This window comes from Pseudonocardia parietis (assembly GCF_017876315.1).
Classification (GTDB): Bacteria; Actinomycetota; Actinomycetes; order Mycobacteriales; family Pseudonocardiaceae; genus Pseudonocardia; species Pseudonocardia parietis.
The window spans coordinates 3,588,465-3,614,516 of sequence record NZ_JAGINU010000001.1 but is presented as its reverse complement, the minus strand read 5'-3'; the positions used below and the strand labels follow the sequence as shown (position 1 = coordinate 3,614,516).

The window sequence follows — 26,052 nt, the reverse complement described above, 5'->3', positions numbered from 1 at the left end:
GCAGACTAGTGCGGTGCACTCCACCCCTGTCGCGGGCGCGGTCATGTCGCCGGGCCCCCGAACGGTCCTCGGCGATCCGCTGACGGTGGTCGACCTCGACCGCGACCCGGCGCCCGAACCCGCCACCGGCCGGATCGTCATCGGGTGGAGCTCCGATCCCGCCCGCGTGCCCGACGCGATGCTGGACCGCACCGATCTGACCCTCGTCCCGGCGGGGAGCACGGCGCGCTCGGGCTCGCGGAGCGCGACAGACCCGCGCTGCGTGCCGGTCCCCGACCGCGATGCCGGCACCGCCGAGCTGCGGGCCGCCGTCACCGCGAACCCGCACGCCGCCGTCGTGCTCGCCGGGTTGCTGCGCTGGTCACCCGGCCTGACGGTGCCGGCCGCCCTGGAGGCCGAGTCCCTCGCCTACTCGATGCTGCTCGGCGGTCCGGAGTTCGCCCGCTGGCTGGCCGGCCGGGGAGACCGCCCGCCGCCCCCGGACGTGGACGACCCCGTGCTGCCCGCCCTCGACGGCGACCGGCTGCGGATCACGCTCAACCGTCCCCGCCGCCGCAACGCCTACGGCCGGCAGCTCCGGGACGCCCTGGTCGACGCGCTCGACGTCGCCGAGACGCTCGCCGCCGCCCGCCCCGGCCTCGGCGTCGTGATCGACGGCGCAGGCCCCTGCTTCTGCTCCGGCGGCGACCTGGCCGAGTTCGGCACGACGCCCGATCCGGTCACCGCGCACCTGGTCCGTACCGCGGGCGGCGCCGCGGCCCCGCTGCACCGGCTGGCCGCGCGCACCGAGATCCGGGTGCACGGCCCCTGTGTGGGAGCCGGGGTGGAGCTCGCCGCGTTCGCCGGGCGGGTGGTGGCGCACGAGGACACGACGTTCCGGCTGCCCGAGATCGCGATGGGACTGATCCCCGGTGCGGGCGGGACGGTCGGCGTGCCCCGGCGCATCGGCCGGGCCCGGACCCTGCACCTCGCCCTCACCGGGCGGACGCTCGACACACCCACCGCACTCGCCTGGGGGCTGGTCGACGCCGTCGGTACCCGACCGGAACCACCGTCATCGGCGTAGTGTTGCCGTCATGGGAAAGGGTGTCCCGTCACGGCGCCCGGGCGACCCGCTGGCGTCCGGCCGCATCAACCAGAAACGACGGACTCGGGAAGCGGTCCTCGACGCCGCCCGGACGCTGCTCGACGAGGGCCGGGTCCCCTCGGTCGGCGAGGCGGCGGACGCGGCACTCGTCGGGCGGACGACGGCGTACCGCTACTTCCCCACCCAGGAGAGCCTGATCCTGGAGGCGTCGATGGACAGCGTCGTCGACGCCCTCGACGAGCCCGGCGGCGCCGAGGTCGACGACACCGACGACCCGGCCGAGCGGGTGGACCGGGTGCTCCGGACGATGCACGGCCGGATCGCCGAGCACGAGGCCGCGTTCCGCGCCATCATCCGGCTCTCGCTGGAGAAGCAGGCCCGGCTCGAGCCGGGCCGCCCCGGCGAGGTCCGCCTCCTCGAGGGCCGCCGGCTCACCTGGATGGGCGACGCCGTGGAACCGGCACGCGACCGGCTCGACGAGGACGTCCACGACGATCTCGTCGCCGCGCTCGCCATGCTCGCCGGGACCGAGTCGTTCATCGCGCTCAAGGACGCGTGCCGCGTCGACGACCCGCACGAGCGGAGCAGGATCATCCGCTGGACCGCCCGGATGGTGCTCGCCGGTGTGCTGGCACAGACGGAGCCCGAGCCGGGCTGAGCCTGCGTCAGCCACCCATCGTGCCCGGCAGCCACAGGACCAGGCCGGGGGCGAACGTGAACAGCAGCACGAGCACCAGCATCGCCACGACGAACGGCACGACGCCGCGGAAGACCTCCTCCGACCGCAGCCCGGTCGAGCGCGCCACGATGAACACGTTCAGCCCGAGCGGCGGGGTGACCAGCCCGATCTCGGCCAGCAGCACCACCATCACGCCGAACCACACCGGGTCGTAGCCGAGCTGCTCGACCACCGGCAGCACAACCGGCACCGTGAGCGCCAGGATCGCCATCTGGTCCATGAACGCGCCGAGCACCAGGTACACCAGCGCGATCCCGAGGAAGATCACCGTGGGGGCGGCCGGGATCGCGGCCACCGCGTCGACCACCGTCTCGGTGACCCCGCTGAGCGTGAGCACGTGGCCGAAGACGTGCGCCGAGGCGATGATCAGCAGGATCATCGCGGTGGTGCACAGGGTCTCCAGCAGGGCCGCCCGGATGCGTGCGAGATCCAGCGTGCGCTGCACCAGGCCGATCCCGAGCGCGCCCGCCGCACCCAGCGCCGCGGCCTCGGTCGGCGTCGCCAGCCCGAGGTAGATGGTGACCGTGACCAGCCCGAACAGGAAGATCACGGGACCGATCACGGTCAGCGTCCGGACCTTGGTGGCGAGCGGGTACCGCTCCCCGCGCGGTGCCAGCTCGGGGCGGCGCCGGACCAGCAGCAGCGTCGTCACGATCAGCGCGACGACGACCAACGCGCCCGGGAGGAACCCGGCGATGAGCACTTCGCCCACGCTCTCCTCGGCGAGCACGGCGTAGAAGACCAGGATGATGCTCGGCGGCACCATCGCCGCCAGCGTCCCCACCACCGCGACGAGGCCGGTCGCGAGCCGCGCGTCGTAGCCCCGGCGGGTCATCTCCGGCACCGCCGTCGAGGCGAGCGTGGCGGCGGCCGCCGTGCTGGAACCCGAGATCGCCGCGAACACCGCACCGGACAGCGTCGTCGCCACCCCGAGCCCGGCCGGGGTCCGGCCGACCCAGGTGCGTGCGCTGTCGAACATGCTCCCGGCGACCCCGCTGCGCAGCACGAACTGTGCCATCAGGACGAACAGCGGGATCGGGGTGAGCGAGTACGCGGTCACCGCGGTGTGCGGAGAGACCTCCAGGACCCCGAGCAGCTCCGGCAACCCGCCGTGCAGCAGCAGGCCCAGCGAGCCCGCGATCCCGATCGCGAACCCGACCGGGATCCGGATCAGCAGCAGCACCAGCAGCAGGACGACGACCAGCAGGACCAGCATCAGTGGTCCACCTCCCCGGTCGCCACGGAGTCCGCCGCGGGGTCCGCCGGGAGGTCCTGCTCCGGGACGGCGAGCAGGTACAGCAACCGGAGCAGTGCCACCCCCGTCCCGATCGGGACCATGACCACCGCGGTCCAGACCGGCCAGGACAGCTCCGCCCCACCGGGCGGCGGGATGTCCCCGCCCGCCCAGGCGCCCGCGGCCAGCCGGATCCCGCCCCAGGTCAGGAGCGCGACGAACAGCGCCGACAGCACCCCGCCGACGACGGTGCACCACCACCGCGCCCGCGTCCCGAGCAGCCGGTAGAGCAGGTCGATCCGCACGTGCGCCCCGGCCCGCACGGTGTAGGGCAGGCCGAGGAAGAAGATCGCGGTGAGCAGGTACTCGGTGGTGAACCCGAGCGCCCAGGACAGCGGTTCGGCCACCACGTAGCGCAGCACCACCCCGAGCACCATCAGCGCGGTCAGCACGAGCAGCGCGAGCGCGGCGACCGCGGCCAGTGCGTCCTCGAGCCGGCGCAGGCCGGTCGCGAAGGCGTTCACCGGCCCTGCTCCGCCACGGCGCGCTGGGAGGCCAGCAGGTCGTCGAGCGCCGCCCGGCCGGGCAGCCCCATGCGCTCCATGTCGGCCACCCACTCCTCGCGCACCGGCGCGGCCGCCTCGCGCCACCGGCGTTCCTCGTCCGGGGTGAGCCGGTGGAAGGCCAGGCCGCCGGCCGCCAGCTTCTCCCGGGACTGCGCGTCGTAGTCGGCGACCGCCCGGCACAGGTGCCGGTTCGTGTCCTTCCCGGCCCGGGTCAGCACGTCCTGCAGGTCCGGCGGCAGCCCGTCCCAGGTGTCACGGCCGATCGAGTAGGTGATCGTGAAGCTGCCCAGCTGCGCACCGAGCGTGGAGTGGGTGGCGGCCTCGTCGAGGCGGTAGGGCAGCGCGCTCAGCGGACCGAGCACGGTGCCGTCGACGGTGCCGCGGGAGATCGCCTCGTACATCTCGGTCACCGGCATCGCCACCGGGGCAGCGCCGAGGTGGTTCACCGTCCGGTCGATCGCGCCGCCCGACGAGCGCAGCACCATCCCCGCGACGTCGGACGGATCGGTGACGGCGACACCGCCGCCGGTCATCACCTCGTAGCCGGTGACCACGCCGACCACCAGCGGGTGCAGCCCGTCCGGGGCGAAGTCGGCCTCGTACAGCACCCCGCCCTCGGCCAGCAGCGGTTCCAGCCCGAGCGCGCCCCGGCACGGGTCGGTGGTCATCGCGGGCAGGTCGGCGACCCCGGAGAGCGGCAGCTGCGCCGAGACGTAGCCGGGCGAGACCATCGCGATGTCCACCACCCCGGAGCGGGCCAGGTTCACGAAGTCCTCGGCGGCCCCGAGGCTCTCCGACGGGTGGTAGTCGAACTGCAGCCGGCCACCGGAGAGCTCGGTCGCGCGGTCGACGAAGAACTGCGCCCCGTCCCGGGAGAACGGGTGCGTGGTCGGGAACGAGTCGCCGACGACGAGCGTGAACGTCCCCGGTGGACCCTCCCGATCTCCTGCGCACGCCGTCAGGGTCGTGACCAGCCCGACGGCGCAGGCCAGGGCCAGCAACCGGACCGTGCGAGGGAGCATCGGACCTCCTCAGTACTGGTGTTCGCTCCGCAGGCGTCGCTCAGCAGGCTCAGTACGACTTGGGCAGGCCCAGCACGTTCTGCGCGATGTAGGCGAGTACCAGCTCCTGGCTGACCGGGGCGATCTTCATGAGCCGGGCCTCCCGGAAGTAGCGCGGGATCCCGTACTCCTCCGCGTAGCCCATGCCACCGAAGGTCTGCATCGCGCGGTCCGCGGCGAAGAACCCGGCGTCGGCGGCGAGGTACTTCGCGGTGTTCGCCTCGCGGGCACACGGATGGCCGTTGTCGTAGAGCCAGGCGGCCTTGCGGCAGACCAGCTCGGCCGCGTCGAGCCGGGCCGTCGCCTCGGCCAGCGGGAAGGCGATCCCCTGGTTCTGCCCGATCGGCCGGCCGAAGACCGTCCGCTCGCCCGCGTAGCGCACGGCGGCGTCCACCGAGGCCCGGCCGATGCCCAGTGCCTCGTGCGCGATGAGGATGCGTTCGGGATTGAGCCCGTCGAGCAGTACCCGGAAGCCCTCGTGCTCGGTGCCGACCAGGGCGCTCGCCGGCACCCGGACGTCGTCGAAGCTCACCTCGTTGGACGCGACGGCGTTACGTCCCATCTTCGGGATCGGGCGCACCTCGATCCCGGGGGTGGCCATGTCGACCAGCAGGATCGAGATCCCGTGCATCGGTGCGTCGTCGCGGCGGGGCGCGGTGCGGACGGCGAGCACGATGACCTCGCTCTCCCCCGCCTTCGAGATCCAGACCTTGCGCCCGTTGACGACGTAGCCGTCCCCGTCCCGGTCCGCGCGGGTACTGATCCGGGAGGTGTCGGTACCGGCGTCCGGTTCGGTCACCCCGAAGCAGGCGTGCAGCTCGCCCGTCGCGACGCGGGACAGGGTCTCGCGCCGCATCTGCTCCGACCCGTGCTTGGCGACCACGTTCATCCCGAACATGCCCAGGTGCATCGGGGTGCAGGCGTTCATCGCGCCGCCGGAGGCCGCGAGCGTCTCCAGCATGATCCCGGCGGCGGCGACGCCCAGCCCGCCGCCGCCGTACTCCTCGGAGATCGAGATGCCCAGCCAGCCGGCGTCGGCGAAGGTCTTGTAGAACTCCCAGGGGAACGCGTGCTCACGGTCGTGGCGTTCCCAGTACTCCCCGTCGAACCCGGCGGCCAGCTCGGCGACGGCGCGCCGGACCGTCCGCAGGTCGTCGTCCTCGGTGAAGTCCATCGCCGGTCACTGCTCCTCGGAGTACGCCGCACCCGTCGGGGACGGCGGTGCGGATCGGTCGTCGAGCTCGGCCCGGAGTTCCCGGCCGTGGCTGTCGAGGGCGGGCGCCTGGGCGAACGGGCCGGATCCGCTGCGGGAGAACCGCACCGGCGACCGGGCGTGGCGCACCGTGCCGAGCTGCGGGTGCTCGGTGCTCCGGAAGAAGTCGACGGCGTCGAGGTGCGGGTCGGTGAACAGGTCCGCGATCCCGTTGACCGGCATGATCGGCACCTTCGCCCGGCGGAACAGCTCGACGGTCTCGGCGGTGGTGCGGGTGGCGAGCTCGCCGTCCAGCCACTCGTAGAGCTCGTCGATGTGCCGGCTGCGTGCCCCGATGGTCGCGAACCGGGGGTCGTCGGCACGGTCGCCGGCGTCGAGCACCTCGAACAGGGTGCGCCAGTGCGCGTCGGTGTAGGGCAGCACGCCGACCAGCCCGTCGCGGGTGCGGTACGGGCGGCGGAACGGCGAGTCGGTCCGGGCGTAGCCGGTGTCCCCGCGGGGTGGGTCGAAGACGTAGCCGCCCTGCTGCTCGACCAGCAGGAACTGGGCCATCGTCTCGAACATGGGGACCTCGATCGCCTGGCCACGACCGGATCTCGCGCGCTCCACCAGCGCGGCGCAGATCGCCCCCATCGCCAGCATGCCGGTGACCTTGTCCGAGACGGGGCTGCGGACGAACTGCGGCTCGCCCCGGCCGGTCTGGTTCGCCGCCAGCCCGGACACGGCCTGGATGACGTCGTCGTAGGCGGGTTCGGACCCGTACGGGCCGCCTGCCCCGTAGCCGCGCATGGCGCAGACGATCACCGCGGGGTTGATCGTGCGGAGCGTCTCGTAGTCGATGCCGAGCCGCTCGTCGGAGCCGGCGGGGCGGTTGTGCGCGACGACGTCGGCGTCCTCGATGAGGCGCAGCAGGCGCCGGTGGTCCGCGTCGTCGCGCAGGTCGAGGACGACGCTCTCCTTACCGAGGTTGGCGTTGAGGAAGATCGGGCCGAGCCCGTGCCCCCCGGTGTCGCCGACACCGCGCAGGATGTCGCCGCCCGGCGGCTCGATCTTGATCACCCGGGCGCCGAACTGCGCGAGGATCAGCGTGCAGAACGGGCCCATGAAGGTCGACGTGAGGTCGACGACGGTGATGCCGTCGAGGGGGCCGCCGGGGCCCGGTGTGGCCGGGGCCCCGCCGGAGTCACCGCCGGAGCCACCGCCGACGTGCTCGTGCCGATCCGAAGTCGTCACATTCCGCTCCCCGTACCCGAACGCCGTCGTCCGTCAGATGCGACGAACCTAGCTACGTGGGACGAGAATCTCAACATGGCAGTCGTGTCCCGTATCGAGTTCCGTGTCGGGTTCCGTGTCGGGTTCTGGTGACGTCCGCGACCCACCGCATGACGCCCCGGACGCCGGGTAGCCGGACGACCTCGGCGAAACGGAGGCGACGGTGAACCACCTGGCCCGGCATCTCGGGGACGGCGACCCCGAACGGTGGGACGACGCGGTACGCGGGGCGCTCACGTTCCGCACGTTGTTCAGCCGGGAGATCACGCCGACGCGGGGCCTCACGGCGGGAGTCGCCGAGTTCGCCCCGGGCGAACGCCTGGCGCCGCACTGGCACGTCGCGCCGGAGCTGTACGTGGTGCAGTCCGGTGACGGCGTCGTCGACCTCGGTGATGACGCGCTGCCCGTGCGAACGGGGAGCACGGTGTTCGTGCCGGGCGGTGCGGTCCACGGGATCCGGAACACGACCTCGTCGACGCTCTCGGTGTTCTACGCGCTCGCCGCGGACGGCTTCGCCGACGTCGAATACCACTTCACGGAGGAGTGAACGACTCCGGCGCGCTCACCCCGGGTTCACGTCTCCCACTCCCGGACCGTCGGTCAGCGTGGCCCGATCGGGTGTTTCCGGGCGGCATCCGGAGCATCCGGTGTCCGCCGTCCGGCCGCGGGTATCGCGGTGACGACGGCGAGTGAGAGGGGCGCGACGTGCGGGAGACGTCAGCAGCAAGTTCGGAGAGCGGGCCGGGGCGCGACACGGTCGGGCGCACGGCCGAGACCGCCCGGGCCGAGGGCGAGGAGGTCGGCCGCACCGCCGCGGAGGCAGGGAGCAACGTCGCCGGTACCGCCGCGGACGAGGTCCGCAACGTCGCCGACTCGACCCGGCGGCAGGCGACGGATCTGCTGGGTGAGGCGCGGGACCAGATGCACGAGCAGGCGAGCGCCACCCAGCAGCAGGCTGCGGGCGGCGTGCGCGGCCTGGCCGACGAGCTCCGGGCGCTGAGCGGCAACGGGTCGGACGGTCCCGTGGCCGACCTGGCCCACGACGCCGCGGAGCGGGCCGAGCGGCTCGCGGGCTGGCTCGAGGAACACGAACCGGGAGACCTGGTGGAGCAGGTGCGGACCTTCGCGCGCCGGCGCCCGGGGACGTTCCTGGCCGGGGCCGCGCTGGCCGGGGTACTGGCGGGCAGGCTGACCCGCGGCGTGGTGGAGCACGAGACGGAGCCGGATCGGGCGGCCCCGGAGGACGACCGACCACCGTTCCCCCGGGCAGCACCCGAGCAGTACGCGCACCCGGGGCTCCCGCCCGAGGACGGCGGGGCACGCCGGGCCGCACCGGCCGCGCCGCCTCCGGCTCCGCCGCCACCATCCACGCCGACGCCGACCGAATCCTGGGACGGGGCGGCGCCGCCGGCGCCGGGCACCCCCGGGCAGGGTGAGCCGCGTCCGGGCCCGGGTTACGAGCCACCCGGTGGCCCGATGCCGACCGGCCACGGCTCCGAGGGTGTCCCGCCGCCACCACCGCCACCGCCACCTGCCCCGCCACCACAGGCACCGCCACCGGCGCCGCCACCGCCGCGGACCGGCCCCGCGCACGCGCCCCGGCCGGGCTCGGCGACCGTGGGCGAGTACGTCGACGAGCTCGACCGCCGGGGCGATCCGCGCGTCACCGAGGAGCCGCAGTGAGCGCCCCGGGCGGGTCGCCCGACTCCTTCGGCCCCGTCCCCGACCGTCCACTGCCCGACCCACCACCGGGACCGCCGCCCGACCCGCGACCGGCATCGCCATCGGGACCGCCGCCCGGCCCACCGCTCGGGTCTGCGCCGGATCCCGCGACCGGCCCGCCACCCGGCCCCGCGCCGGATCCCGCGACCGGCCCGCCACCCGGGCCTGCGCCGGACCCCGCGTCCGGCCCGCCACCCGGGCGCGCGCCGGATCCCGCGCCTGCTCCGCCACCCGGGCCTGCGCCGGATCCCGCGACCGGCCCGCCACCCGGCCCCGCGCCCGGCTCCCGGGGTGCGCCCGGCTCCCGGGGTGCGCCCGGCTCCGCGAGTGCCGGAGCACGCCCGGCCGAGCCCGGGCACCGTGCGGGCGACCCGTCGGTCGGCGACCTGATGAACCGCGTCTCGCGCGACCTGTCCAGCCTGATGCGCCAGGAGCTCGCGCTGGCGCAGGCCGAGCTGAAACAGGAGGCCCGCAGGGCCGGCAAGGCCGCAGGCGGCTTCGGCGGCGCCGGATACGCCGCCTCGATGGTGCTGCTGTTCCTCTCGGTGGCGCTCTGGGCGGGATTGACGAATGTGATGGACGGCGGCTGGGCGGGCCTGCTCGTCGCCGCGTTGTGGGCCGTGATCGCCGCGATCGCGTTCACGATCGGGCGCAGCAACCTTCGCCGGACCCACCCGACACCCGAACGGACCGTCGACACGATGAAACAGGTCCCGGACGCCCTCAAGGGCCGGTGAGGAGATCCCGATGACCACTCCGCACAGCACACCTCCGCACGGCACACCCCATCCCGTACCGCACCCGGCGGCGCCCGACGACCCGGAGGCGATCCGCCGGGACATCGCGCGTATCCAGCGGCAGCTCAGCGGCGACGTCGACGCGCTGACCGAGAAGGTGACCCCCGGCCGCATCGTGGAACGGCGGGTCGACCGGGCGCGCGGCCGGCTGGCCGGCTGGCGCGACGCGGTGATGGGCAGCGACACCGCCGACCACGTCCGCCACGCGGGCCGGACCGCGCACTCCCTCGCGGACGAGGGGGCGGACCGGGTCGAGGACGTCGCCGGCACCGTGGCGGACCGGGCCTCGGACGCCGCGTCGACGGTCTCCGGCACCGCACGCGCCGCACCGCGGGCCGCCCGGCGGCAGACCCGGGGCAACCCGCTCGCCGCAGGCCTCATCGCGTTCGGCGCGGGGTGGCTGGCGTCCTCGGTGCTGCCGGCGAGCCGGCGCGAGCAGGAACTGGCCGGGCAGGCCGAGGAGAAGGCCCTCGAGGTGGGACGGCCGTTGGCCCGGCAGGCCGGGGAGAAGGCCGAGGAGCTCGGCGGTGCCCTGCGCAACCCTGCCGAGCAGGCCGCCCGGGCGGTGCAGGAGACCGCGCAGCAGGCGGCCTCGAACGTCCGGGCGGAGGGACACTCGGCCGCTGAGGAGGTCCGGGACCGGGCCGAGGACGCCGGACGGAACGTGCAGGACGAGGCCCGCAACGGCTGAGAACCGCACGGGCGGAGGGCGCTCGTGCGGGCTGCTCGTCCGCAGCCCGGCCCGACGACGCAGCCCGGCCCGACGACGCAACCCGGCTCGACGACGCAACCCGGCTCGACGACAGAGCCCTGCTCTACGACGCAGCCCGGCTCGACGGCGGCGGGCCGCGGCGAAGATCACTCCACGACCTCGGACCCGTCTCCGGGCCGCTCCGGACGCGCTCGACCGAGCCTTCCGCGGAGTGTGGCCGGATTTCCGCCCCTGGGTCCGGCCGGGATTCCGCATTATCGGCGAGGCGTCGCCGATGCCGCGGCAGAACGCGTCGACACTCTCCGGGAACGGGTCGACGCCCTCGGTCACCCGATACGGGGTCGGCCGTGCGAGGTCCGCGCCCGCCTGCCGCGGACGCGGAACACCGGTGGTCGACCGCGACCGTCGTTCGCGCGCAGCCGGTCACGGTGACCGCGGCGGCCGGCGTCGTGACCTGTTCGGACACGAACCCGAGCCGATGCCGGGCCCGGCCCGCGCTGCGCCCGGCACACACAACAGGAACATTTCCGGAAACCGTCGGAGACCACCCCGGAATTGCTCGGGGAGTCTTTCGAAAGGGCCCCACTCGACAATCGTCCCGGTCCGCGTGAGCATTCTCCTACGGCTGCCCGCTCCGGACCGGTGATCGGGCGACGGAGCCATCACTCCGGCAGGTCACGAGGCCCTCAGCGACTGGTCGCCGAGGACTTACCCCAACGAACGGCCTAGTGCAATAGGCCAGATGGACCCGCCTCCCCCCTGTCGACATTCTCCGGCGGCTCTGCTTCCATAGCGCGGGTTCCCCGAGAATGACCGAGCAGATACGCACCGTTACGACCACAAAGGTGGGGCGCATGGCGACGCGCGCACGCGCTCGAGAGCTCTTCGACCGATCACGCGTGTTGCTGGACCGCTCACGCGTGGCCGCGGCACAGATCCTGGACCCGCAACGACCGGCCCTGCGCAGGGCCATCGAGGCCGCCCCGAGCGCACCCGTCGCTCCGAGCGTCCCGATCTCCCCACCGGCCTCCCCGCCGGCGGCCGTACCGGACGAGTCACTGATGGACGTCTGCGCGAGCATCGCGCTGCGTGACCTCAACCTGATCGACACGCTCCTGTCCAACCTCGAGGCGATGGAGCGCGGCGAGGACGACAGCCATCGGCTGGACCAGCTCTACCGGCTGGACCACCTGGCCGCGCGACTGCGGCGCAACGCCGAGAACCTGCGCGTCCTGGTCGATCACGACGCCGACGAGGACGGTGGCGACACCATCTCCGTCCTCGACACCGTGCGTGCCGCGATGTCGTCGATCGACCAGTACGCCAAGGTCAGCATCGGCCGCGTGGCATCGCTGGGCGTCGTCGGGTTCGCCGCGAACGACCTGAGCCGGGTACTCACCGAGCTCCTCGACAACGCCACCCAGCACTCCCCGCCGAACGCGGACGTGCGGGTCAGCGGGCACCTCACCGAGCAGGGCAGGGTCCTGGTCCGGATCGAGGACGACGGGATCGGGCTCCCCGCGGACCGCCTCGCCGAGCTCAACGACCGGCTCTCCCGGTCGCGGCGGCTCGACGACGCCGCGGTGCGGCACATGGGCCTGGCCGTGGTCCGCCGGCTGGCCGAGCGGCACGGGTTGCGGGTCTCGCTCGACCACCGGGTCCCGAACGGCACCACCGCCACCGTGCTCGTCCCGCCGTCGTTGGTGACCGAGCTGCCCGAGGGCAACTGGAGCGGTGAACGGACCGTGCCGGTGAACGGACGGCACCACGTGCGCCAGCCCCAGCACGACAGTCCGGCTTTCGTGCCGGACACCGTGGCCGCGGCCGAACCGCCGGCCATCCCGCCCGCCGGTCTGCCCCGCCGCGACGGCCCCCCGATGCAGCGCCCGGCCGCCGAGTCCTCGGCCCAGCGACCGTCACCGACGCCCCGGCCGCCGAGTCCCGCGGTGAGCGGCACCACATCGAGCGGGCTGCCCCGCCGGGTCTCGCGCAGCATCAAGCCGGGTGCCGCGGGCACCGACGGTCCCTCCACCGCGTTGGGCGCCGGCCCCGAGGACGGTCAGGACCAGTTCCTGGCCGACCTCGACGGCTTCACCGACGGTGAGATGGCAGCGAACGCCCGGGAGACCGGCGCCGAGGACGGGGAGGCGAAGTGATGGCCGACACCACGTCCGCCCCCCAGGAGTTCGGCTGGCTCGTCAACGAGTTCGTCAGCCGCGTGCACGGCGTCACCCACGCCCTGGTCATGTCGTCGGACGGGTTCCCGCTGACCGCGTCGGAGTCCGTCACGACCGACGACGCGGAGCAGCTCGCGGCGATCTCCAGCGGCCTGCTGAGCCTCGCCCACAACAGCGCCGCGCTGTTCGACAAGGGCGGCTGCGAACAGATCATGATCAGGATGACGCGCGGCTACTTCCTGTTCATGGGCATCGGCTCCGGCGCCGGGATCGCGGTGCTGACCGGGCCCGGTTGCGACATGAAGGTCGTGGGGTACGAGATGACCCAGTTCGTACGCAACGCGGGCCACGTCCTGACCCCCGAAGTCCGTGCCGATCTGCGCCGCGTGCTGTCCGCGCGGCGGGCGCAGGCCTGACCGGGAGGTGACCACCATGCCGTCCGACACGTCGCCCGAGGGGCGCGGGAGAACCCGCAGCAGGCGGATCCGGCCCTACACCCTGACCGGGGGCCGGACCCGGGCCCGGCACGAGTTGCTGGTCGAGGCGCTGGTCTCGGTACCGGACTACGACCCGGGCCTGTCCGAGACGTTGATGCCCGAGTCGCGGATGCTCTACGAGCACGCCCGTTCCCGCGCCTCGATCGCCGAGCTGTCGGTGGCCATCGCCGCCCCGCTCGGCGTGGTCCGGGTGTTGATCAGCGACCTGGTGGCCCAGGGCGCCGTCTACGTCCACCCCACCGCGCACACCTACCAGCACGACCGCGAGATGCTCGGAAGGATCCTCGATGGACTCCAACGGCTACCGGTCTGAGCCGCCGGCCGTGACCCCCGCCAGGGAGCCCGACGTCACGGTCTCCGCGAAGATCGTCGTCGCCGGGGGGTTCAGCGTCGGCAAGACGACGTTCGTCGGCTCGGTCTCGGAGGTCCCGCCGCTCAACACCGAGGCGTGGATGACCGAGGCCGGGACCGGAATTGACGAGCCGATCGACGCGGAGAAGACCACCACCACGGTGGCGATGGACTTCGGCCGCATCACGCTGCACCCGGACCTGCTGCTCTACCTGTTCGGCACCCCGGGACAGCCCCGGTTCTGGTTCCTCTGGGACGACCTGACCCGCGGCGCCCTCGGTGCCGTCGTGCTCGTCGACACCCGCAAGCTGGAGCGGTCGTTCGCCGCGATCAACTACTTCGAGAACGACTCGGACCTCCCGTTCGTCGTCGCGGTGAACACGTTCCACGGGGACCTGCACCACGACCTCGACGACGTCCGCGAGGCACTGGCGCTCCCCGACCACGTCCCGTTGATCACCGTCGACGCCCGGGAACCGGCGTCGACGGTCGAAACCCTGCGCCGGCTCGTCGCGTACGTGCTGTCGCTCGGTGAACTCTCACAGCCAGGAAGGGCACAGACACATGCCTAAGGTCCTCATCGTCGGCGCGGGCCAGTCCGGCCTCCAACTTGCGCTGACCCTGCGGGAACACGGCTACGACATCACCCTGATGTCGGCACGCACCCCCGACGAGATCCGCCGCAGCCGGGTGATGTCCACCCAGTGCATGTTCGGGGACGCCCTCGAGATCGAGCGCAAGCACGGGCTGAACCTGTGGGAGGACAAGGCCGTCCGGGTGGAGGGTCTCGGGGTCTCGATCGCCGGGCCCGACTCGTCCCGGGTGCTGGACTGGGTCGGCAAGCTCGACGAGTACGCCCAGTCGGTCGACCAGCGGGTGAAGATGGCCGGCTGGCTGGAGCTGCTGGAGAAGCGCGGCGGCAAGGTCATCACGCACGGCGTCACCACCGCCGACCTGGACCGGTTCACCGCCATGTACGACCTGGTGATCGTCGCGGCAGGCAAGGGCGAGCTGGTCCAGCTCTTCGACCGCAACCCCGACCGCTCCCCGTACACGCGTCCACAGCGGGTCCTCTCGCTGGCCTACGCGCACGGTGCCCCGCCGCGCCCGGAGCACCCCGAGTTCCGCGCGGTCCGGTTCAACGTCATCCCCGAGGTCGGCGAGCTCTTCGTCATCCCCGGCCACACGCTCAGCGGCAACTGCGAGATCTTCTTCTTCGAGGGACTCCCCGGTGGCCCGCTGGACTGCTGGGACGACCGGCCCGGTTCGCAGGAGCAGTTCGACCGGATGCGCGGCCTCATGCAGAAGTACCTGCCGTGGGAGTACGAGCGGGCGCGCGACGCGACGCTCACCGACCCGCTGGCCGCCCTCGCCGGCGGGTACACCCCGACCGTCCGGCACCCGGTGGGCGAGCTGCCCTCCGGCGGCAAGGTGCTCGGCATGGCCGACGTCGTCGTGGCCAACGACCCGATCACCGGCCAGGGCTCGAACAACGCCGCCAAGTGCGCGGAGGTCTACCTGAACTGCATCCTGGAACGGGGTGACCAGCCCTACGACCAGGAGTGGATGAACGCGACGTTCGAGCGGTACTGGGACCACGCCCAGCACGTCACGAACTGGACCAACGCAATGCTGGCGCCGCCGCCGGAGCACATCATGAAGATCCTCGGTACGGCGCAGGAGAACGACACCGTGGCGCGCCGCTTCGCCAACGGCTTCAGCGACCCGTCGGACTTCCAGCACTGGCTGATGGATCCGGCCAAGACCGAGGCGTACCTGGCCGAGGTGTCCTGAGCCCCGACGCCGGTGCCGGGCGTGACCGTGGAGGTCAGCGCCCCGGCACCGGCGTGCGCGGGAGCAGGAAGTCGACCAGGCGGACCACGTAGCTCTCCCCGGCAGGCAGGAGCTTGGCCCGGGCGGCCTCCGGTGTCGCCTGAACGTGGTTCATCACCGCACCGCACAGGGTGTCCAGCAGCAATGTGACCGAGGTGGCATCGGACAGCTCACCCCGGTCGATGGCACGCCGGACGATCGCGCGGGCGGCGAGGACCCGCGACTCGCGGATCGTGGCCCAGTGCTCGGCCACACCGGGGATGTGGTCGGCTTCCACCGAGATCCGCAGCGCGGCCCGGCCCGCCTCGCCGAGGTAGTGCCGCATCAGCTGCATCCCGAGCTGGACCAGCTCGTCGCGCACGTCGCTCGCCTCGACCTCGGCCACGCCCTGTACGTGCCGTCGCAGCGCCTCCAGCAGCAGTGCCTGCTTGGTCGGCCAGCGCAGGTAGATCGACGCCTTGCCCACACCGGCGCGCCTGGCCACCGCCTCGACGCTGAACCCGGCCCACCCCTGCTCTCCGAAGAGCCCGATCGCCGCTTCGGCGATCCGCTGGTCGACCACGGGGTCACGTGGCCGGCCGGCCGGCTGCGTCCCGGTCACCGCGTCCTCCCGGCGTATTGCTGAACGGCTTCCGTCAGCATAGTCTGACCACGACTTACGGACGGAACCCGTTCAGGTATGGGGAGCGCCCATGGCGTCGAACGACGAGGTTGCCGCCTTCGCCGAATCGGTGGCGCGAGTGGTCGGCGACCACTGGGGTGATGCGACCGCGGCCGCCTCCGGCGATCTGGAGAAGCTGTGGCGGACGGCTGCCGCGCAGGGGTGGTTCGGCCTGGGCCGGGCCGGCGCGCTGGATGCCGCACTCGCCGCCGTCCGCCGGCTGGGCCGGGTGGCCTGCCCGCTCCCCGTTCTCGACGGCTTCGTCGCCGGCCGCCTCCTGCCGGATCTGCCGGGTCTCGACTCGGGTGACGTCCGGGTCCTGGTGGCGGTCTCCGGCGTCACCGAGGTGGTGGACCACGCGGAGGCGGCGACCGCCGCCACACACGTGCTGCTCGTACCGGCCGAGGGCGGGACCGCCGTGCTCCGGGAGATCACGGGAACCGAGGCCCGGCCCGGTCTGGCCGTGCCGTCGTGGTCCCGTGTCCGGCTCGGAGCCACGGTGACCACACTGGACATCGACCCCGCCCGCGCGGACGAGATCGTGGTTCTGCTGCGGCTGGGGCTCGCCACCCGCGCGGCCGCAGCGGCGGAGCGGGCGCACGAGATGGCGGTGGAGCACGCCAGGACCCGGCACCAGTTCGGCCGGCCGATCGGCTCGTTCGGTGCGGTCCAGCAGCGCACCGCCTCCTGCCAGATCGACGTCAGCGCGGCGAACCTGCTGCTCGACCAGGCCCAGCGGCAGTGGGCGGCGCGGACCGCGGCGTGGGCGTCCTGGGCGCAGATCGCGGTCGAGCACGTGCGGGCCGCCGGGCCCCGGGTGCAGCTCGGGGCCCAGCACACCCTCGCGGCGGTCGGCTACTTCGAGGAGCACGAGGCACCGTGGCTGTTCCGGCGGGTGCACGCCGACCTCACGCGGTTGCACGAGTACCCCCGCACCGCGGGCGAGATCGCCGACGTCCTGGTCGAGACCGGCGCGTCGCTGCCGCCGTTCGACGCGGGCGAGTCGGGCGAGGCGTTCCGGGCCGAGGTGCGGTCGCTGTTCGCCGGGTACGCCCACACCTTCTCCCCCGGCAGCATCCGGGCCGACCGTGACGTGGTGCGCGCCGTGGCCGACCGCGGCTGGCTGGGGTTCGCCTGGCCGCAGGAGTACGGCGGCCGCAACGCGAGCCTGGCCGAACAGGTCGTGCTCCAGGAGGAGGCCGCCTACTCCGGCGCGCCCGTCACCATGGCACTCGCCTCGGTCATGCTGCTCGGCAACTCGATCCTCCAGCACGGCAGCCCCGAGCAGCGCGACCGCTTCCTGCCGCTCGTGCGCCGCGGCGAGCTCGAGTTCTGCCTCGGCTACAGCGAACCCGAAGCCGGGTCCGACCTGGCGTCGCTACGCACCCGCGCCGTCCGCGACGGCGACCACTGGGTGATCAACGGGCAGAAGCTGTGGACGACCGGGGGCCACACGGCGAACTGGGTGTGGCTCGCGGTCCGGACCGATCCCGACGCTCAGCCACGCCACGCCGGCATCACGGTGTTCCTGGTCCCGATGGACACCCCCGGGATCACCGTCCGGGAGCACCGCGCGCTGTCCGGTGAGATCTCCTGCACCGTGTTCTACGACGACGTCCGGGTGCCCGACTCGGCACGCGTCGGCGAGGTCGGCGGCGGCTGGAAGGTGATCACCGACGCGCTCGCCGGCGAGCGCATCACCATGGGCAACATCGCCGCGACGCTGCACCGCCGGCTCGACGACCTGCTCGCGGTCCTCCGCGCCGACGTCGAGGGCACCGTCGGGCCGCGCGGCTCGGCCCGCCGGGCCCGGCTCGGCCGCGTCGCCGTCGCGATCCAGGCCACCCGCGCACTGGTGTCGGCCGCGATCGACGCGACCGCACAGGGCGGCGGCGGTCGCCTGGAGGCGCCTATGGCCGGCGTGCTCGGCGGCGAGACCGCCGAGGAGTTCGGCGAGGCGGCGCTGGAGATCCTCGGGCCGGCGGCCGCCCTGGACACCGCGCCGTTCGAGTACGCGCTGCGCCTGTCGGTCATGTACGTCGTCGGCGGTGGCACCAACGACGTCCAGCGCGGCCTGATCGCCCGCGGTCTCGGGCTCCCCCGCTGACCCGGTTCGCCCACCATCACCACAAAGGAGTGTGCAGATGGCCGGTCCGATCACCCCGCAGCGGCTCGCGTCGTTGTTCCGTCCCCGCTCGGTCGCCCTCGTCGGCGCCTCGGACAAGTCCAACTTCTCCGCCGTCACCTACCGCAACCTGGTCGAGTTCGGTCACGCCGACCGCACGTACCTGGTCAACCGGCGCGGCGCCGAGACCCACGGCCGGCCGACGGTCACCTCGTGCGCCGCGATCGGTGAGCCGGTCGACGTCGCCTTCATGATGGTCCCCCAGGCGGGCACGCTCGACGCGCTGAGTGATGCGGCCGCGGCCGGCATCCGCAACGCCGTGGTCCTGTCCGCGGGGTACGGGGAGGCGGGCGAGGCGGGCCGGGCCGCCCAGGCCGAGCTCGTGGCGCACGCCGAGTCCCTGGACATGGTGCTGCTCGGACCGAACCAGCTGGGCTTCGCCAACTTCGTCCACCGGACGCCGGTGACCCCGATCCCCGGGCTGCCGCACGAGTCGGGACCGGTGGCACTGCTGTCCCAGAGCGGCGCGAGCTCCTCGGCCATGCTGGACTTCGCCGGCGTCGCCGGGGCGGACCTGTCCTACATGGTCACGCTCGGGAACGAGGCGATGGTCACCGCCGGCCACGTGCTCGACTACCTGGTCGACGACGAGCACACCCGGGCGATCGCGATCTTCCTGGAGACCGTCCGCGATCCCGCTGTCTTCCGCGCGGCGGCCCGGCGCGCGGCCGCCGCGGGGAAGCCGATCGTGGCGCTCAAGGCGGGCAGCAGCGAGCTCGCCGCGCGGACCGCGGCCGCGCACACCGGCGCGCTGGTCGGCGACGACCGGACCGTCGACGCGGTCTTCCGCGACCTCGGCGTCATCCGGGTCGACTCGATCGAGGACATGCTGATCACCGCGGGCACCGCCGCGCGGCTGGGACGCCTGGCGCGGCCCGGGATCGGCGTGGTGTCGATCTCCGGCGGCGCCTGCGACATCCTCGCCGACCGCGCCGACGACCTCGGCGCCGAGCTGCCGGCGTTCGCCCCGGCCACCGTGCAGGCGCTGGACGCGATCATGCCCTCGTACGGCACGGTCCACAATCCACTCGACGTGACCGGTGCGGCGATCATCGACCCGACCCTGTTCACCCGTGCGATCGAGGCCGTCTCGGCCGATCCGGGGGTCGGGGTGGTGGCGGTCGTCAACTCACTGCCGTGGATGTCCGACGGGCGCCCCTACAGCGGCCAGGTGTTCGCCGACGCCATCGGGGACGGGATGCAGAACGCCGCGGGCCCGGTCGTCTACGTCAACCAGGTACTCCAGCCGATCACCGCCTACACCCGGGAGGTCATGGCGCGGGCACGCGTGCCGCACGTGATCCCCGGCCTGCGGCAGGCGGTCGTGGCGTTGCACAACCTCGCATGGTGGTCCGACGCCACCCGTGACGCCGTGTCCGGTACGCCGCAGGCCGCGACACCGCAGGCAGCGACATCACAGCCCGGGACACCGGTCGCGGTGCCCGAGGCATCGGCCCGGCGCGGCGCGTGGTCCGAGACCGCCGCCCGAGCCCTGCTCACCGAGGCCGGGATCCCGGTCGTCCCCGGGGAGGCGGCGACCTCGGCCCGGCAGGCGGCGAAGGCGGCGGCCGGCTTCGGTGGCCCGGTCGCGATGAAGGTCGTCTCCCCCGACGTCCTGCACAAGAGCGACATCGGCGGGGTCCGGCTCGGAGTGACCGGCGACGAAGCCGTCGCCGCGGCGTACGACGAGATCACCACCGCGGCGTCGAACGTCCCCGGAACACGGGTCGAGGGCGTGCTCGTCTCGCCCCTGCGCTCCGGCGGCACCGAGCTGCTCGTCGGCGTGGTCCGCGACCCGGACTGGGGGCCGGTGCTCGCGGTCGCGCTCGGCGGCGTGTTCGTCGAGGTGCTCGGCGACTCGGCCCTGTCCCCGCTGCCGGTCTCCCCGGTCCGTGCCCGCGCGCTGCTCGAGAGCCTGCGCGGTGCGGCGCTGCTGCACGGTGTCCGCGGCACCCCGCCCGCCGATCTCGACGCGCTCGCCGAGGTCGTCGCCCGCGTCGGCGACCTCGCCCTCGCCCTGGGCGACGACCTCGAGTCGCTCGAGATCAACCCGCTGCACGTGTCCGGCAGCACGATCGAAGCCCTCGACGCCGTCATCACCTGGAGAAACGCATGATCCGCACCGCCCTGACCGATCTGCTCGGGGTCGACCACCCCGTCGTCGGGTTCAACCGCTCCCCCGGCGTGGTGGCCGGCGTGACCAACGCCGGCGGGTTCGGCGTGCTGGCCGCCACCGCGTACACGCCCGAGGAGCTCGACGCCCAGCTCACCTGGATCGAGGAGCAGGTCGACGGCAAGCCGTACGGGGTCGACCTGCTGGTGCCGGAGAAGTTCGCCACCGGCGACCCCGACGACCTGGTCGCGAGCCTGCGCGCACAGATCCCCGCCGAGCACATCGAGTTCGTCGAGAAGCTGCTCGCCGAGTACGGGGTTCCGGAGGGCGCGCCCGGCTCCCGGCACAGTGACGAGCTCGCGGTCGCCCTGAACCCCGACGGCGCGGCGGCGCTGCTCGACGTCGCGTTCTCCCACCGCATCTCCCTGGTCGCCAACGCGCTGGGCACCCCGCCCCCGAACCTGGTCGAGCGGGCGCACCGGGCGGGTGTGGTGGTCGGTTCCCTGGTCGGGCAGCAGAAGCACGCCGTCCGCCAGCTCGAGTCCGGTGTGGACCTGTTGGTCGCCCAGGGCACCGAGGCGGGCGGGCACACCGGCACGATCGCCACGATGGTGCTCACCCCGGAGATCGTGGAGCTGGCCGGGGACCGGCCCGTCCTGGCGGCGGGCGGTATCGCCTCGGGCAGGCAGATGGCGGCGGCGCTGGCGCTCGGGGCGGCCGGCGTGTGGTGCGGCTCGCTGTGGCTCTCCAGCCACGAGGACATCACCCCGCTGCCGGTGAAGGAGAAGTTCCTCGCCGCCGCGAGCTCCGACACGCTGCGCTCCCCCACCCGGACCGGGAAGCCGGCCCGCCAGCTGCGCAGCGCCTGGCACGACGCGTGGGAACGGCCGGGCAGCCCGGGCCCGCTGCCGATGCCGTTGCAGCCGATGCTCGTCAGCGAGGCGTGGGAGCGCATCGACGCCGCCGCCGAGAAGGACCACGCGGGCGCCAAGGCGCTCGAGTCGTTCTTCATCGGCCAGGTCGTGGGCTCGTTCACCGGCCTGCGACCGGCCGCGGACATCACCCGCCGGCTGGTCGCGGACTGCGAGAGCCGCCTCGCCCAGCTGAACTCGCTCACCGACTAGAAGGACGGGCATGACCGATCTCCCCGCACTCGATCCCCGCACCCCGGTGCTCGTCGGCGTCGGGCAGGCGTCCGAACGCGTCGACGACCCCGGGTACCGCAGGCTGTCCGCGGTCGACCTCGCCGCCGAGGCCGCTCGTGCCGCGCTGACCGACGCGGCCGCCGACCCGGCGGCACTCGGTGCCGCGATCGACACCGTGGCCGGGGCCCGGCAGTTCGAGATCTCCACCCCGGGCGCGAGCGCCCCGCTGGGCCGGTCCGACAACTACCCGCGTTCGGTCGCCGGGCGGGTCGGAGCGACCCCGGCGCGGGCGATCCTGGAGGTCAGCGGCGGGCAGTCGCCGCAGCACCTGATCACCGAACTGGCCCGGACGATCGCCGAGGGCCGCTCGGAGGTCGCGCTGGTCTTCGGCTCGGAGGCGATCTCCACCACGCGTCACCTGGCCGGGTCCGAGGACCGGCCGGACTTCACCGAGCACGTCGGCGGCGATCTCGAGGACCGCGGCTTCGGGCTGAAGGGCCTGATGTCGCGGCACCTCGCGAGCCACGGCCTCACCGACGCCCCCAGCCAGTACGCCCTGTTCGACAACGCCCGCCGGGCCCGGCTGCGGCAGTCGCGCGAGGAATACGCGCTGGCGATGGGCGAGCTGTTCGCGCCGTTCACCACGGTGGCCGCGCGCAACCCGCACGCCGCCGCACCGGTGGAACGCGATGCCGGCGAGCTCGCCACGCCGACCGAGCGCAACCGGCTGATCGCCGAGCCCTACACCCGGTTCCTGGTCGCTCGCGACCAGGTCAACCAGGGCGCCGCGGTGCTGCTGATGTCGGTGGCCGCCGCCCGCCGCCTCGGGGTCGGCCAGGACCGCTGGGTGTTCCTGCACGGCCACGCCGACCTGCGCGAGCGGGAGCTGATGGACCGCGCGGACCTGTCGGCGGCGCCGGCGTCGGTGCTCGCCGTCCGGCACGCGCTCGAGGTCGCCGGACGCACCCTGGACGAGATCACGACGCTGGACCTCTACAGCTGCTTCCCGGTCGCCGTGTCGGCCGTCTGCGACGGGCTCGGCCTCGCCCCGGACGACCCGCGCGGCCTGACACTGACCGGCGGCCTGCCGTTCTTCGGCGGCGCGGGCAACAACTACTCGATGCACGCCGTCGCCGAGACCGTCACGCGGCTGCGGGCCGAGCCGGGCGCCTTCGGCCTCGTCGGCGCGAACGGCGGGGCGCTGAGCAAGTACTCCGTCGGGATCTACTCGACCACCCCCACCGAGTGGCGCGCCGATCGCAGTGCCGAGCTGCAGGCCCGGATCGACGGCCGCCCCGCTCCCGCGGAAGCCCTGCACGCCGACGGCTGGGCCACCGTCGAGACCTGGACCGTGAAGCACGGCCGGAACGGGGCGCGCACCGGCGTGGTCATCGGGCGGCTCGAGGCCGACGGGCGCCGGTTCATCGCCACCACGCACCGCGACGACGAGGAGATGCTCGAGCGGCTCACCATCGGCGACCCGGTCGGGACCCGCGTCCACGTGCGCTCGTTCGGTTTCGGCAACCGGGTGACCACGACCGGGTCCAGGATGGACGAGCTGTTCCCGGCACGTCCGACGGTGCTGCGTGACGACTACGAGCACGTCCTGGTCCGCCGCGACGGGCACCTGCTCGAGGTGACGATCAACCGGCCGCAGGCGCGCAACAGCCTGCACCCCGCGGCGAACGACGAGCTCGACGAGATCTTCGACGCGTACTTCGCCGATCCGGACCTGTGGGTCGCGATCCTCACCGGAGCCGGTGACAAGGCGTTCTCCGCGGGCAACGACCTGGTCTACTCCGCGAGCGGGAAGCCGATGTGGGTGCCCAAGAACGGGTTCGCCGGGCTGACCGGGCGTCGGGACATGACCAAACCGGTCATCGCGGCCGTGAACGGGTTCGCCATGGGCGGCGGCTGCGAGATCGCGCTGGCCTGCCACCTGGTCGTCGCCGACGACACCGCGACCTTCGCGCTGTCCGAGGTGAAGGTCGGACTGGTGGCCGGCGCGGGCGGCCTCGTACGGCTGCCCCGGACGGTGCCGCCCACAGTCGCCACCGAGATGATCCTGACCGGCCGGCGCATCACCGCCGCCGAGGCCCGCGAGTACGGGCTGGCCAACCGGGTCGTCGCGGCCGGGACCGCGCTGGAGGGCGCACGCGTGCTGGCAGCCGAGATCCTCGACGGGTCGCCGACCTCGGTCCGGGTCTCACTGCAGATCATGAACGAGACCGCGGGCATCGCCGACACCGTCGACGCCGCCACCCACCCGTCGTCCGCACTCGACGACCTGCTCCTCAGCGAGGACAGCGTCGAGGGTGTCACCGCATTCGCCCAGAAGCGCCGTCCGGTGTGGCGCAACCGCTGAGCCGGTCGGGCTTCGCTGGATACCAGCACTCAGGGTCGAACAGCCGAGCGCGTCGGCACGGACGGCGCCCGCCACCGGCTCCGGTGGTGGGCCCACGTCGTCGCGCCGACGAGCACGGCCCAGATCGCACAGTAAGCACCGAACACCGTTCCGCCGGAGCCGGTCAGCACGTCGCGTGCCACCATGCCGACCGCACCGGCCGCCGCCAGCAGGAACAGCGTCGCCATCGGCACGGTCAGCAGCCACCGGTTCCACCCGGCCGGGAACCGGATCGCGAGCAGCAGCATCCCGGCGGCCAGCAGCCCCAGTCCGGCGTTCGCCCACTGTGCCGCAGACACCTCTCCGGGCGCGTACGCCGCGTAGGACGCGAGCGGGACGACGGGGCCGCCGGTCACGCCCAGGGTTCCGGTCACGGCGTGGTGGACCTTGGACACGACGTAGAGCATCGTCCAGGCGGACGCGGCCGGGGCGATGACGGTGATCGGCGGTGCGGGCATGTCACCGATCCTCCCGGCTCCCCGCGAGACCCGGCTCCCTCTCGCGAGGGGGGCGGCTCCCTCTCGCGGACCACGCGCGCCCGTCGTGAGACAGGCCGGCAGGCGTCTGCGGCTGGGCTCCCGGCCGCCCCTAGTGCGGTGGCCACGAACGTTCACCGGGTCCTCGCGCGCCCAGGCGACGCCTCGCCGCGTTGCCGCCCTTGCCCATACGCCCGGTATGGGCTGCGGGCGGCGCCTTGCGAGGCGCCGCCTGGACCCGCGATCACCCCGGCAACGTTCGTGGCCACCGCACTAGACGACGGCGCGGATCGCCTGCTCGAAGCCGACGACGTGGTCGCGGCAGAGGGTCTCGGCAGTCTCCGGGTCGCCGTCGGCGATCGCGGTGAGCAGGCCGGTGTGCTCACCGATGTGCCGGTCGACGTGGGTGAGGCGGTCGAGGAACAGGCAGTGGATGCGGGTGGCCAGGTTGTGGAACCGGACCAGCTCGTCCTCCATGTAGGGGTTGCCCGCAGCGCGGTACATGGTCCGGTGCACGGCGAGGTCCCAGCGCATCAGCTCGGTCCGCGCCATCGCGGCGGTGTCGAGCAGCCGGGTCCGCTCGGCGAGGTCGCCGATCTCCTCGCGCCGCTGCGGTGAGGCCGACTCGGCGGCCCGGCGGGCGGCCAGCGGCTCGAGCAGGATCCGGATCTCCGAGATGTGGCGCAGGTCGGAGATGTCCACGCTGGTCGCGAACGTGCCCCGGCGGGGGTAGGACACGACCAGCCGCTCGGTCTCCAGTCGCTTGAGCGCCTCCCGGACCGGGGTCCGCCCCAGCCCGAGCGACTTCGCGACCCGGTCGTCGTCGATGGGCGCCAGGGGCGGGATGTCGAGCATGATCAGCTGATCGCGGATCGCGAGGTAGGCCCGGTCCGCCAGCGACACCGGTACGTCGAAGTCCCGCGGTGCGGCGAGATCCTGGGGTGCGGCGCTCACCCGGTCATTCTACGACGGCCGGTCACACAGTCGATCGGCGCGCGGGCCGGCAGCGGCATGTCAGACCACCACGGAGTCGCTCTCCCTTTGCAACAGTCTGGTCGAACGTTAATATATCAATCAGCGGGTACTCACACGACACGAGTTCGAAGCCTCGAGGAGGAGTCGTCATGGATACGGCACGACAGCCGGAGCGCCGCTTCCCCCTGGCCGGGAACCTGTATCGGGGCCTGCAGAACGCGCCGGACGTCCCGGCGGACGACGACGGCCCGGCCCGGATCGGCCTGCGCACCGCCGCCGCGCTCGAGTCGGGGACGATCACCCTGCACGACGCCGCGGACCGGCTCGAGAGTGCCGGGCTCGGCATGCGGGGCGACGACGCCGATACCGCTCCCCCGCCGACCCTCGACCAGATCACCGCGGCCCGCCTGGTCCTGGAGCCTGCGGTCGCCGCCGGTGCGGCCCGTGCGGTCACCCCGGACACCCGGGAGCCGCTCCTGCGCCACGCGAGCGTCCTCGGCGCCGTGGCCGGTATCGAACCCGACCCGCGACGGTTGTTCCGGCACGACTGCGAGGGCCACGGCGCGCTCTACCGGGTCGCGTCGGACGCCGCGGCCCCGGCGGCCCTGCCCGGCCTGTGCCGGCTCGCCCACCATGGCTGGGCGAGCCGGGCCGCCGATCCCCACGACCTCCTCCCGGCACTGCGCGCGCACCTCGCCGAGCTCGCCGAGGTCCTGCGGGCAGTGGCGCACGGGCGACCCGAGCGGGCCCGGGAACTGGCGACCGCGCACGTCTGGGGCACCCACCTCATGCTGATGCAGGCGGGCGCCGATCTTCCCCGGTGAGCGGGCGC

Annotated in this window: 24 protein-coding genes; 16 read left to right on the top strand and 8 right to left on the bottom strand. The window is 73.4% G+C overall.

Annotation, left to right across the window (positions count from 1 at the left end):
• Positions 1-13 precede the first annotated feature (13 nt).
• Together JOF36_RS17175 and JOF36_RS17170 are read left to right on the top strand one after the other, a co-directional pair.
• On the top strand, positions 14-1,066 hold the full coding sequence (locus tag JOF36_RS17175; RefSeq protein ID WP_307862434.1) for an enoyl-CoA hydratase/isomerase family protein: 1,053 nt from the start codon (positions 14-16) through the stop codon (positions 1,064-1,066).
• A gap of 10 nt (positions 1,067-1,076) precedes the next feature.
• A complete protein-coding gene (locus tag JOF36_RS17170) occupies positions 1,077-1,745 on the top strand; it encodes a TetR/AcrR family transcriptional regulator (protein ID WP_210027938.1) in 669 nt (222 codons plus the stop codon).
• A gap of 7 nt (positions 1,746-1,752) precedes the next feature.
• On the opposite strand, the gene JOF36_RS17165 is transcribed toward JOF36_RS17170, so the two are convergent.
• The 5 genes from JOF36_RS17165 to JOF36_RS17145 are packed head-to-tail and all read right to left on the bottom strand — an operon-like array spanning position 1,753 to position 7,133.
• A complete protein-coding gene (locus JOF36_RS17165; protein WP_210027937.1) occupies positions 1,753-3,042 on the bottom strand; it encodes a TRAP transporter large permease in 1,290 nt (429 codons plus the stop codon).
• Positions 3,042-3,584 (bottom strand): TRAP transporter small permease, encoded by a 543-nt coding sequence (locus JOF36_RS17160; RefSeq protein ID WP_210027936.1) that lies wholly within the window; start codon positions 3,582-3,584, stop codon positions 3,042-3,044. Before JOF36_RS17160 ends, JOF36_RS17165 begins: the two co-directional genes overlap by 1 nt.
• Complete coding sequence (locus JOF36_RS17155) at positions 3,581-4,648, bottom strand: TRAP transporter substrate-binding protein (RefSeq protein WP_210027935.1); 1,068 nt, start codon at positions 4,646-4,648, stop codon at positions 3,581-3,583. The genes JOF36_RS17160 and JOF36_RS17155 overlap by 4 nt, the downstream gene beginning before the upstream one ends.
• A gap of 49 nt (positions 4,649-4,697) precedes the next feature.
• Positions 4,698-5,861, bottom strand: coding sequence for an acyl-CoA dehydrogenase family protein (locus tag JOF36_RS17150; protein WP_210027934.1), 1,164 nt, complete (start codon positions 5,859-5,861; stop codon positions 4,698-4,700).
• 6 nt (positions 5,862-5,867) lie between these two features.
• Positions 5,868-7,133: a CaiB/BaiF CoA transferase family protein gene (locus JOF36_RS17145; RefSeq protein WP_210027933.1), complete on the bottom strand. Its 1,266-nt coding sequence runs from the start codon at positions 7,131-7,133 to the stop codon at positions 5,868-5,870.
• Between the two features lie 202 nt (positions 7,134-7,335).
• Here JOF36_RS17145 and JOF36_RS17140 point away from each other — a divergent pair, with 202 nt between their 5' ends.
• The 9 genes from JOF36_RS17140 (at position 7,336) to JOF36_RS17095 (ending at position 15,222) form a co-directional block, all read left to right on the top strand.
• Positions 7,336-7,719 (top strand): cupin domain-containing protein, encoded by a 384-nt coding sequence (locus tag JOF36_RS17140; RefSeq protein WP_210027931.1) that lies wholly within the window; start codon positions 7,336-7,338, stop codon positions 7,717-7,719.
• Between the two features lie 158 nt (positions 7,720-7,877).
• Positions 7,878-8,855, top strand: a complete 978-nt coding sequence (locus JOF36_RS17135; protein WP_210027929.1) for a hypothetical protein — start codon at positions 7,878-7,880, stop codon at positions 8,853-8,855.
• A 428-nt stretch (positions 8,856-9,283) separates the two neighbouring features.
• Complete coding sequence (locus JOF36_RS17130) at positions 9,284-9,631, top strand: phage holin family protein (protein ID WP_210027927.1); 348 nt, start codon at positions 9,284-9,286, stop codon at positions 9,629-9,631.
• Positions 9,632-9,641: 10 nt separating this feature from the next.
• Positions 9,642-10,382, top strand: coding sequence for a DUF3618 domain-containing protein (locus JOF36_RS17125; RefSeq protein ID WP_210027925.1), 741 nt, complete (start codon positions 9,642-9,644; stop codon positions 10,380-10,382).
• A gap of 875 nt (positions 10,383-11,257) precedes the next feature.
• The gene (locus JOF36_RS17115) at positions 11,258-12,559 is read left to right on the top strand and encodes a sensor histidine kinase (protein ID WP_210027924.1); all 1,302 of its coding nucleotides are present in this window, start codon (positions 11,258-11,260) and stop codon (positions 12,557-12,559) included.
• Complete coding sequence (locus tag JOF36_RS17110) at positions 12,559-12,996, top strand: roadblock/LC7 domain-containing protein (RefSeq protein WP_210027923.1); 438 nt, start codon at positions 12,559-12,561, stop codon at positions 12,994-12,996. The genes JOF36_RS17115 and JOF36_RS17110 overlap by 1 nt, the downstream gene beginning before the upstream one ends.
• Positions 12,997-13,012: 16 nt before the next feature.
• Positions 13,013-13,390 (top strand): DUF742 domain-containing protein, encoded by a 378-nt coding sequence (locus JOF36_RS17105; RefSeq protein WP_210027922.1) that lies wholly within the window; start codon positions 13,013-13,015, stop codon positions 13,388-13,390.
• On the top strand, positions 13,365-14,000 hold the full coding sequence (locus JOF36_RS17100) for a GTP-binding protein (protein WP_210027921.1): 636 nt from the start codon (positions 13,365-13,367) through the stop codon (positions 13,998-14,000). Before JOF36_RS17105 ends, JOF36_RS17100 begins: the two co-directional genes overlap by 26 nt.
• Positions 13,993-15,222 carry a styrene monooxygenase/indole monooxygenase family protein gene (locus tag JOF36_RS17095; protein ID WP_210027920.1) on the top strand — a complete coding sequence of 410 codons (1,230 nt, stop codon included), beginning with the start codon at positions 13,993-13,995 and terminating at the stop codon, positions 15,220-15,222. Before JOF36_RS17100 ends, JOF36_RS17095 begins: the two co-directional genes overlap by 8 nt.
• A gap of 34 nt (positions 15,223-15,256) precedes the next feature.
• Here JOF36_RS17095 and JOF36_RS39115 read toward each other — a convergent pair whose 3' ends face one another.
• Positions 15,257-15,862 carry a TetR/AcrR family transcriptional regulator gene (locus JOF36_RS39115; RefSeq protein ID WP_210027919.1) on the bottom strand — a complete coding sequence of 202 codons (606 nt, stop codon included), beginning with the start codon at positions 15,860-15,862 and terminating at the stop codon, positions 15,257-15,259.
• A gap of 91 nt (positions 15,863-15,953) precedes the next feature.
• Here JOF36_RS39115 and JOF36_RS17085 point away from each other — a divergent pair, with 91 nt between their 5' ends.
• Genes JOF36_RS17085 through JOF36_RS17070 form a run of 4 tightly spaced genes read left to right on the top strand, consistent with a single transcriptional unit; the run spans position 15,954 to position 23,730 of the window.
• A complete protein-coding gene (locus JOF36_RS17085) occupies positions 15,954-18,029 on the top strand; it encodes an acyl-CoA dehydrogenase family protein (RefSeq protein WP_210027918.1) in 2,076 nt (691 codons plus the stop codon).
• Between the two features lie 37 nt (positions 18,030-18,066).
• Entirely contained in the window at positions 18,067-20,223 is a 2,157-nt protein-coding gene (locus JOF36_RS17080) for an acetate--CoA ligase family protein (RefSeq protein WP_210027917.1), read from the top strand.
• Positions 20,220-21,344, top strand: a complete 1,125-nt coding sequence (locus JOF36_RS17075; RefSeq protein ID WP_245350877.1) for an NAD(P)H-dependent flavin oxidoreductase — start codon at positions 20,220-20,222, stop codon at positions 21,342-21,344. Before JOF36_RS17080 ends, JOF36_RS17075 begins: the two co-directional genes overlap by 4 nt.
• A gap of 10 nt (positions 21,345-21,354) precedes the next feature.
• The gene (locus tag JOF36_RS17070) at positions 21,355-23,730 is read left to right on the top strand and encodes an acetyl-CoA acetyltransferase (protein WP_210027915.1); all 2,376 of its coding nucleotides are present in this window, start codon (positions 21,355-21,357) and stop codon (positions 23,728-23,730) included.
• Between the two features lie 29 nt (positions 23,731-23,759).
• Here JOF36_RS17070 and JOF36_RS17065 read toward each other — a convergent pair whose 3' ends face one another.
• Complete coding sequence (locus JOF36_RS17065) at positions 23,760-24,227, bottom strand: hypothetical protein (RefSeq protein ID WP_210027913.1); 468 nt, start codon at positions 24,225-24,227, stop codon at positions 23,760-23,762.
• Between the two features lie 291 nt (positions 24,228-24,518).
• Positions 24,519-25,199, bottom strand: a complete 681-nt coding sequence (locus JOF36_RS17060; RefSeq protein WP_307862433.1) for a GntR family transcriptional regulator — start codon at positions 25,197-25,199, stop codon at positions 24,519-24,521.
• 170 nt (positions 25,200-25,369) lie between these two features.
• On the opposite strand from JOF36_RS17060, the gene JOF36_RS17055 reads away from it, so the two are divergent.
• A complete protein-coding gene (locus JOF36_RS17055; protein ID WP_210027911.1) occupies positions 25,370-26,044 on the top strand; it encodes an FCD domain-containing protein in 675 nt (224 codons plus the stop codon).
• Positions 26,045-26,052 lie beyond the last annotated feature (8 nt).

What these genes read in the sequence shown, in the direction of transcription:
- JOF36_RS17170 (WP_210027938.1), top strand. Translation starts at nt 1,077, where the DNA reads ATGGGAAAGGGTGTCCCGTCACGGCGCCCGGGCGACCCGCTGGCGTCC.
- JOF36_RS17165 (WP_210027937.1), bottom strand. Translation starts at nt 3,042, where the DNA reads ATGCTGGTCCTGCTGGTCGTCGTCCTGCTGCTGGTGCTGCTGCTGATC.
- JOF36_RS17155 (WP_210027935.1), bottom strand. Translation starts at nt 4,648, where the DNA reads ATGCTCCCTCGCACGGTCCGGTTGCTGGCCCTGGCCTGCGCCGTCGGG.
- JOF36_RS17150 (WP_210027934.1), bottom strand. Translation starts at nt 5,861, where the DNA reads ATGGACTTCACCGAGGACGACGACCTGCGGACGGTCCGGCGCGCCGTC.
- JOF36_RS17130 (WP_210027927.1), top strand. Translation starts at nt 9,284, where the DNA reads ATGAACCGCGTCTCGCGCGACCTGTCCAGCCTGATGCGCCAGGAGCTC.
- JOF36_RS17125 (WP_210027925.1), top strand. Translation starts at nt 9,642, where the DNA reads ATGACCACTCCGCACAGCACACCTCCGCACGGCACACCCCATCCCGTA.
- JOF36_RS17115 (WP_210027924.1), top strand. Translation starts at nt 11,258, where the DNA reads ATGGCGACGCGCGCACGCGCTCGAGAGCTCTTCGACCGATCACGCGTG.
- JOF36_RS17110 (WP_210027923.1), top strand. Translation starts at nt 12,559, where the DNA reads ATGGCCGACACCACGTCCGCCCCCCAGGAGTTCGGCTGGCTCGTCAAC.
- JOF36_RS17105 (WP_210027922.1), top strand. Translation starts at nt 13,013, where the DNA reads ATGCCGTCCGACACGTCGCCCGAGGGGCGCGGGAGAACCCGCAGCAGG.
- JOF36_RS17100 (WP_210027921.1), top strand. Translation starts at nt 13,365, where the DNA reads ATGGACTCCAACGGCTACCGGTCTGAGCCGCCGGCCGTGACCCCCGCC.
- JOF36_RS17095 (WP_210027920.1), top strand. Translation starts at nt 13,993, where the DNA reads ATGCCTAAGGTCCTCATCGTCGGCGCGGGCCAGTCCGGCCTCCAACTT.
- JOF36_RS17085 (WP_210027918.1), top strand. Translation starts at nt 15,954, where the DNA reads ATGGCGTCGAACGACGAGGTTGCCGCCTTCGCCGAATCGGTGGCGCGA.
- JOF36_RS17080 (WP_210027917.1), top strand. Translation starts at nt 18,067, where the DNA reads ATGGCCGGTCCGATCACCCCGCAGCGGCTCGCGTCGTTGTTCCGTCCC.
- JOF36_RS17075 (WP_245350877.1), top strand. Translation starts at nt 20,220, where the DNA reads ATGATCCGCACCGCCCTGACCGATCTGCTCGGGGTCGACCACCCCGTC.
- JOF36_RS17070 (WP_210027915.1), top strand. Translation starts at nt 21,355, where the DNA reads ATGACCGATCTCCCCGCACTCGATCCCCGCACCCCGGTGCTCGTCGGC.
- JOF36_RS17065 (WP_210027913.1), bottom strand. Translation starts at nt 24,227, where the DNA reads ATGCCCGCACCGCCGATCACCGTCATCGCCCCGGCCGCGTCCGCCTGG.
- JOF36_RS17055 (WP_210027911.1), top strand. Translation starts at nt 25,370, where the DNA reads ATGGATACGGCACGACAGCCGGAGCGCCGCTTCCCCCTGGCCGGGAAC.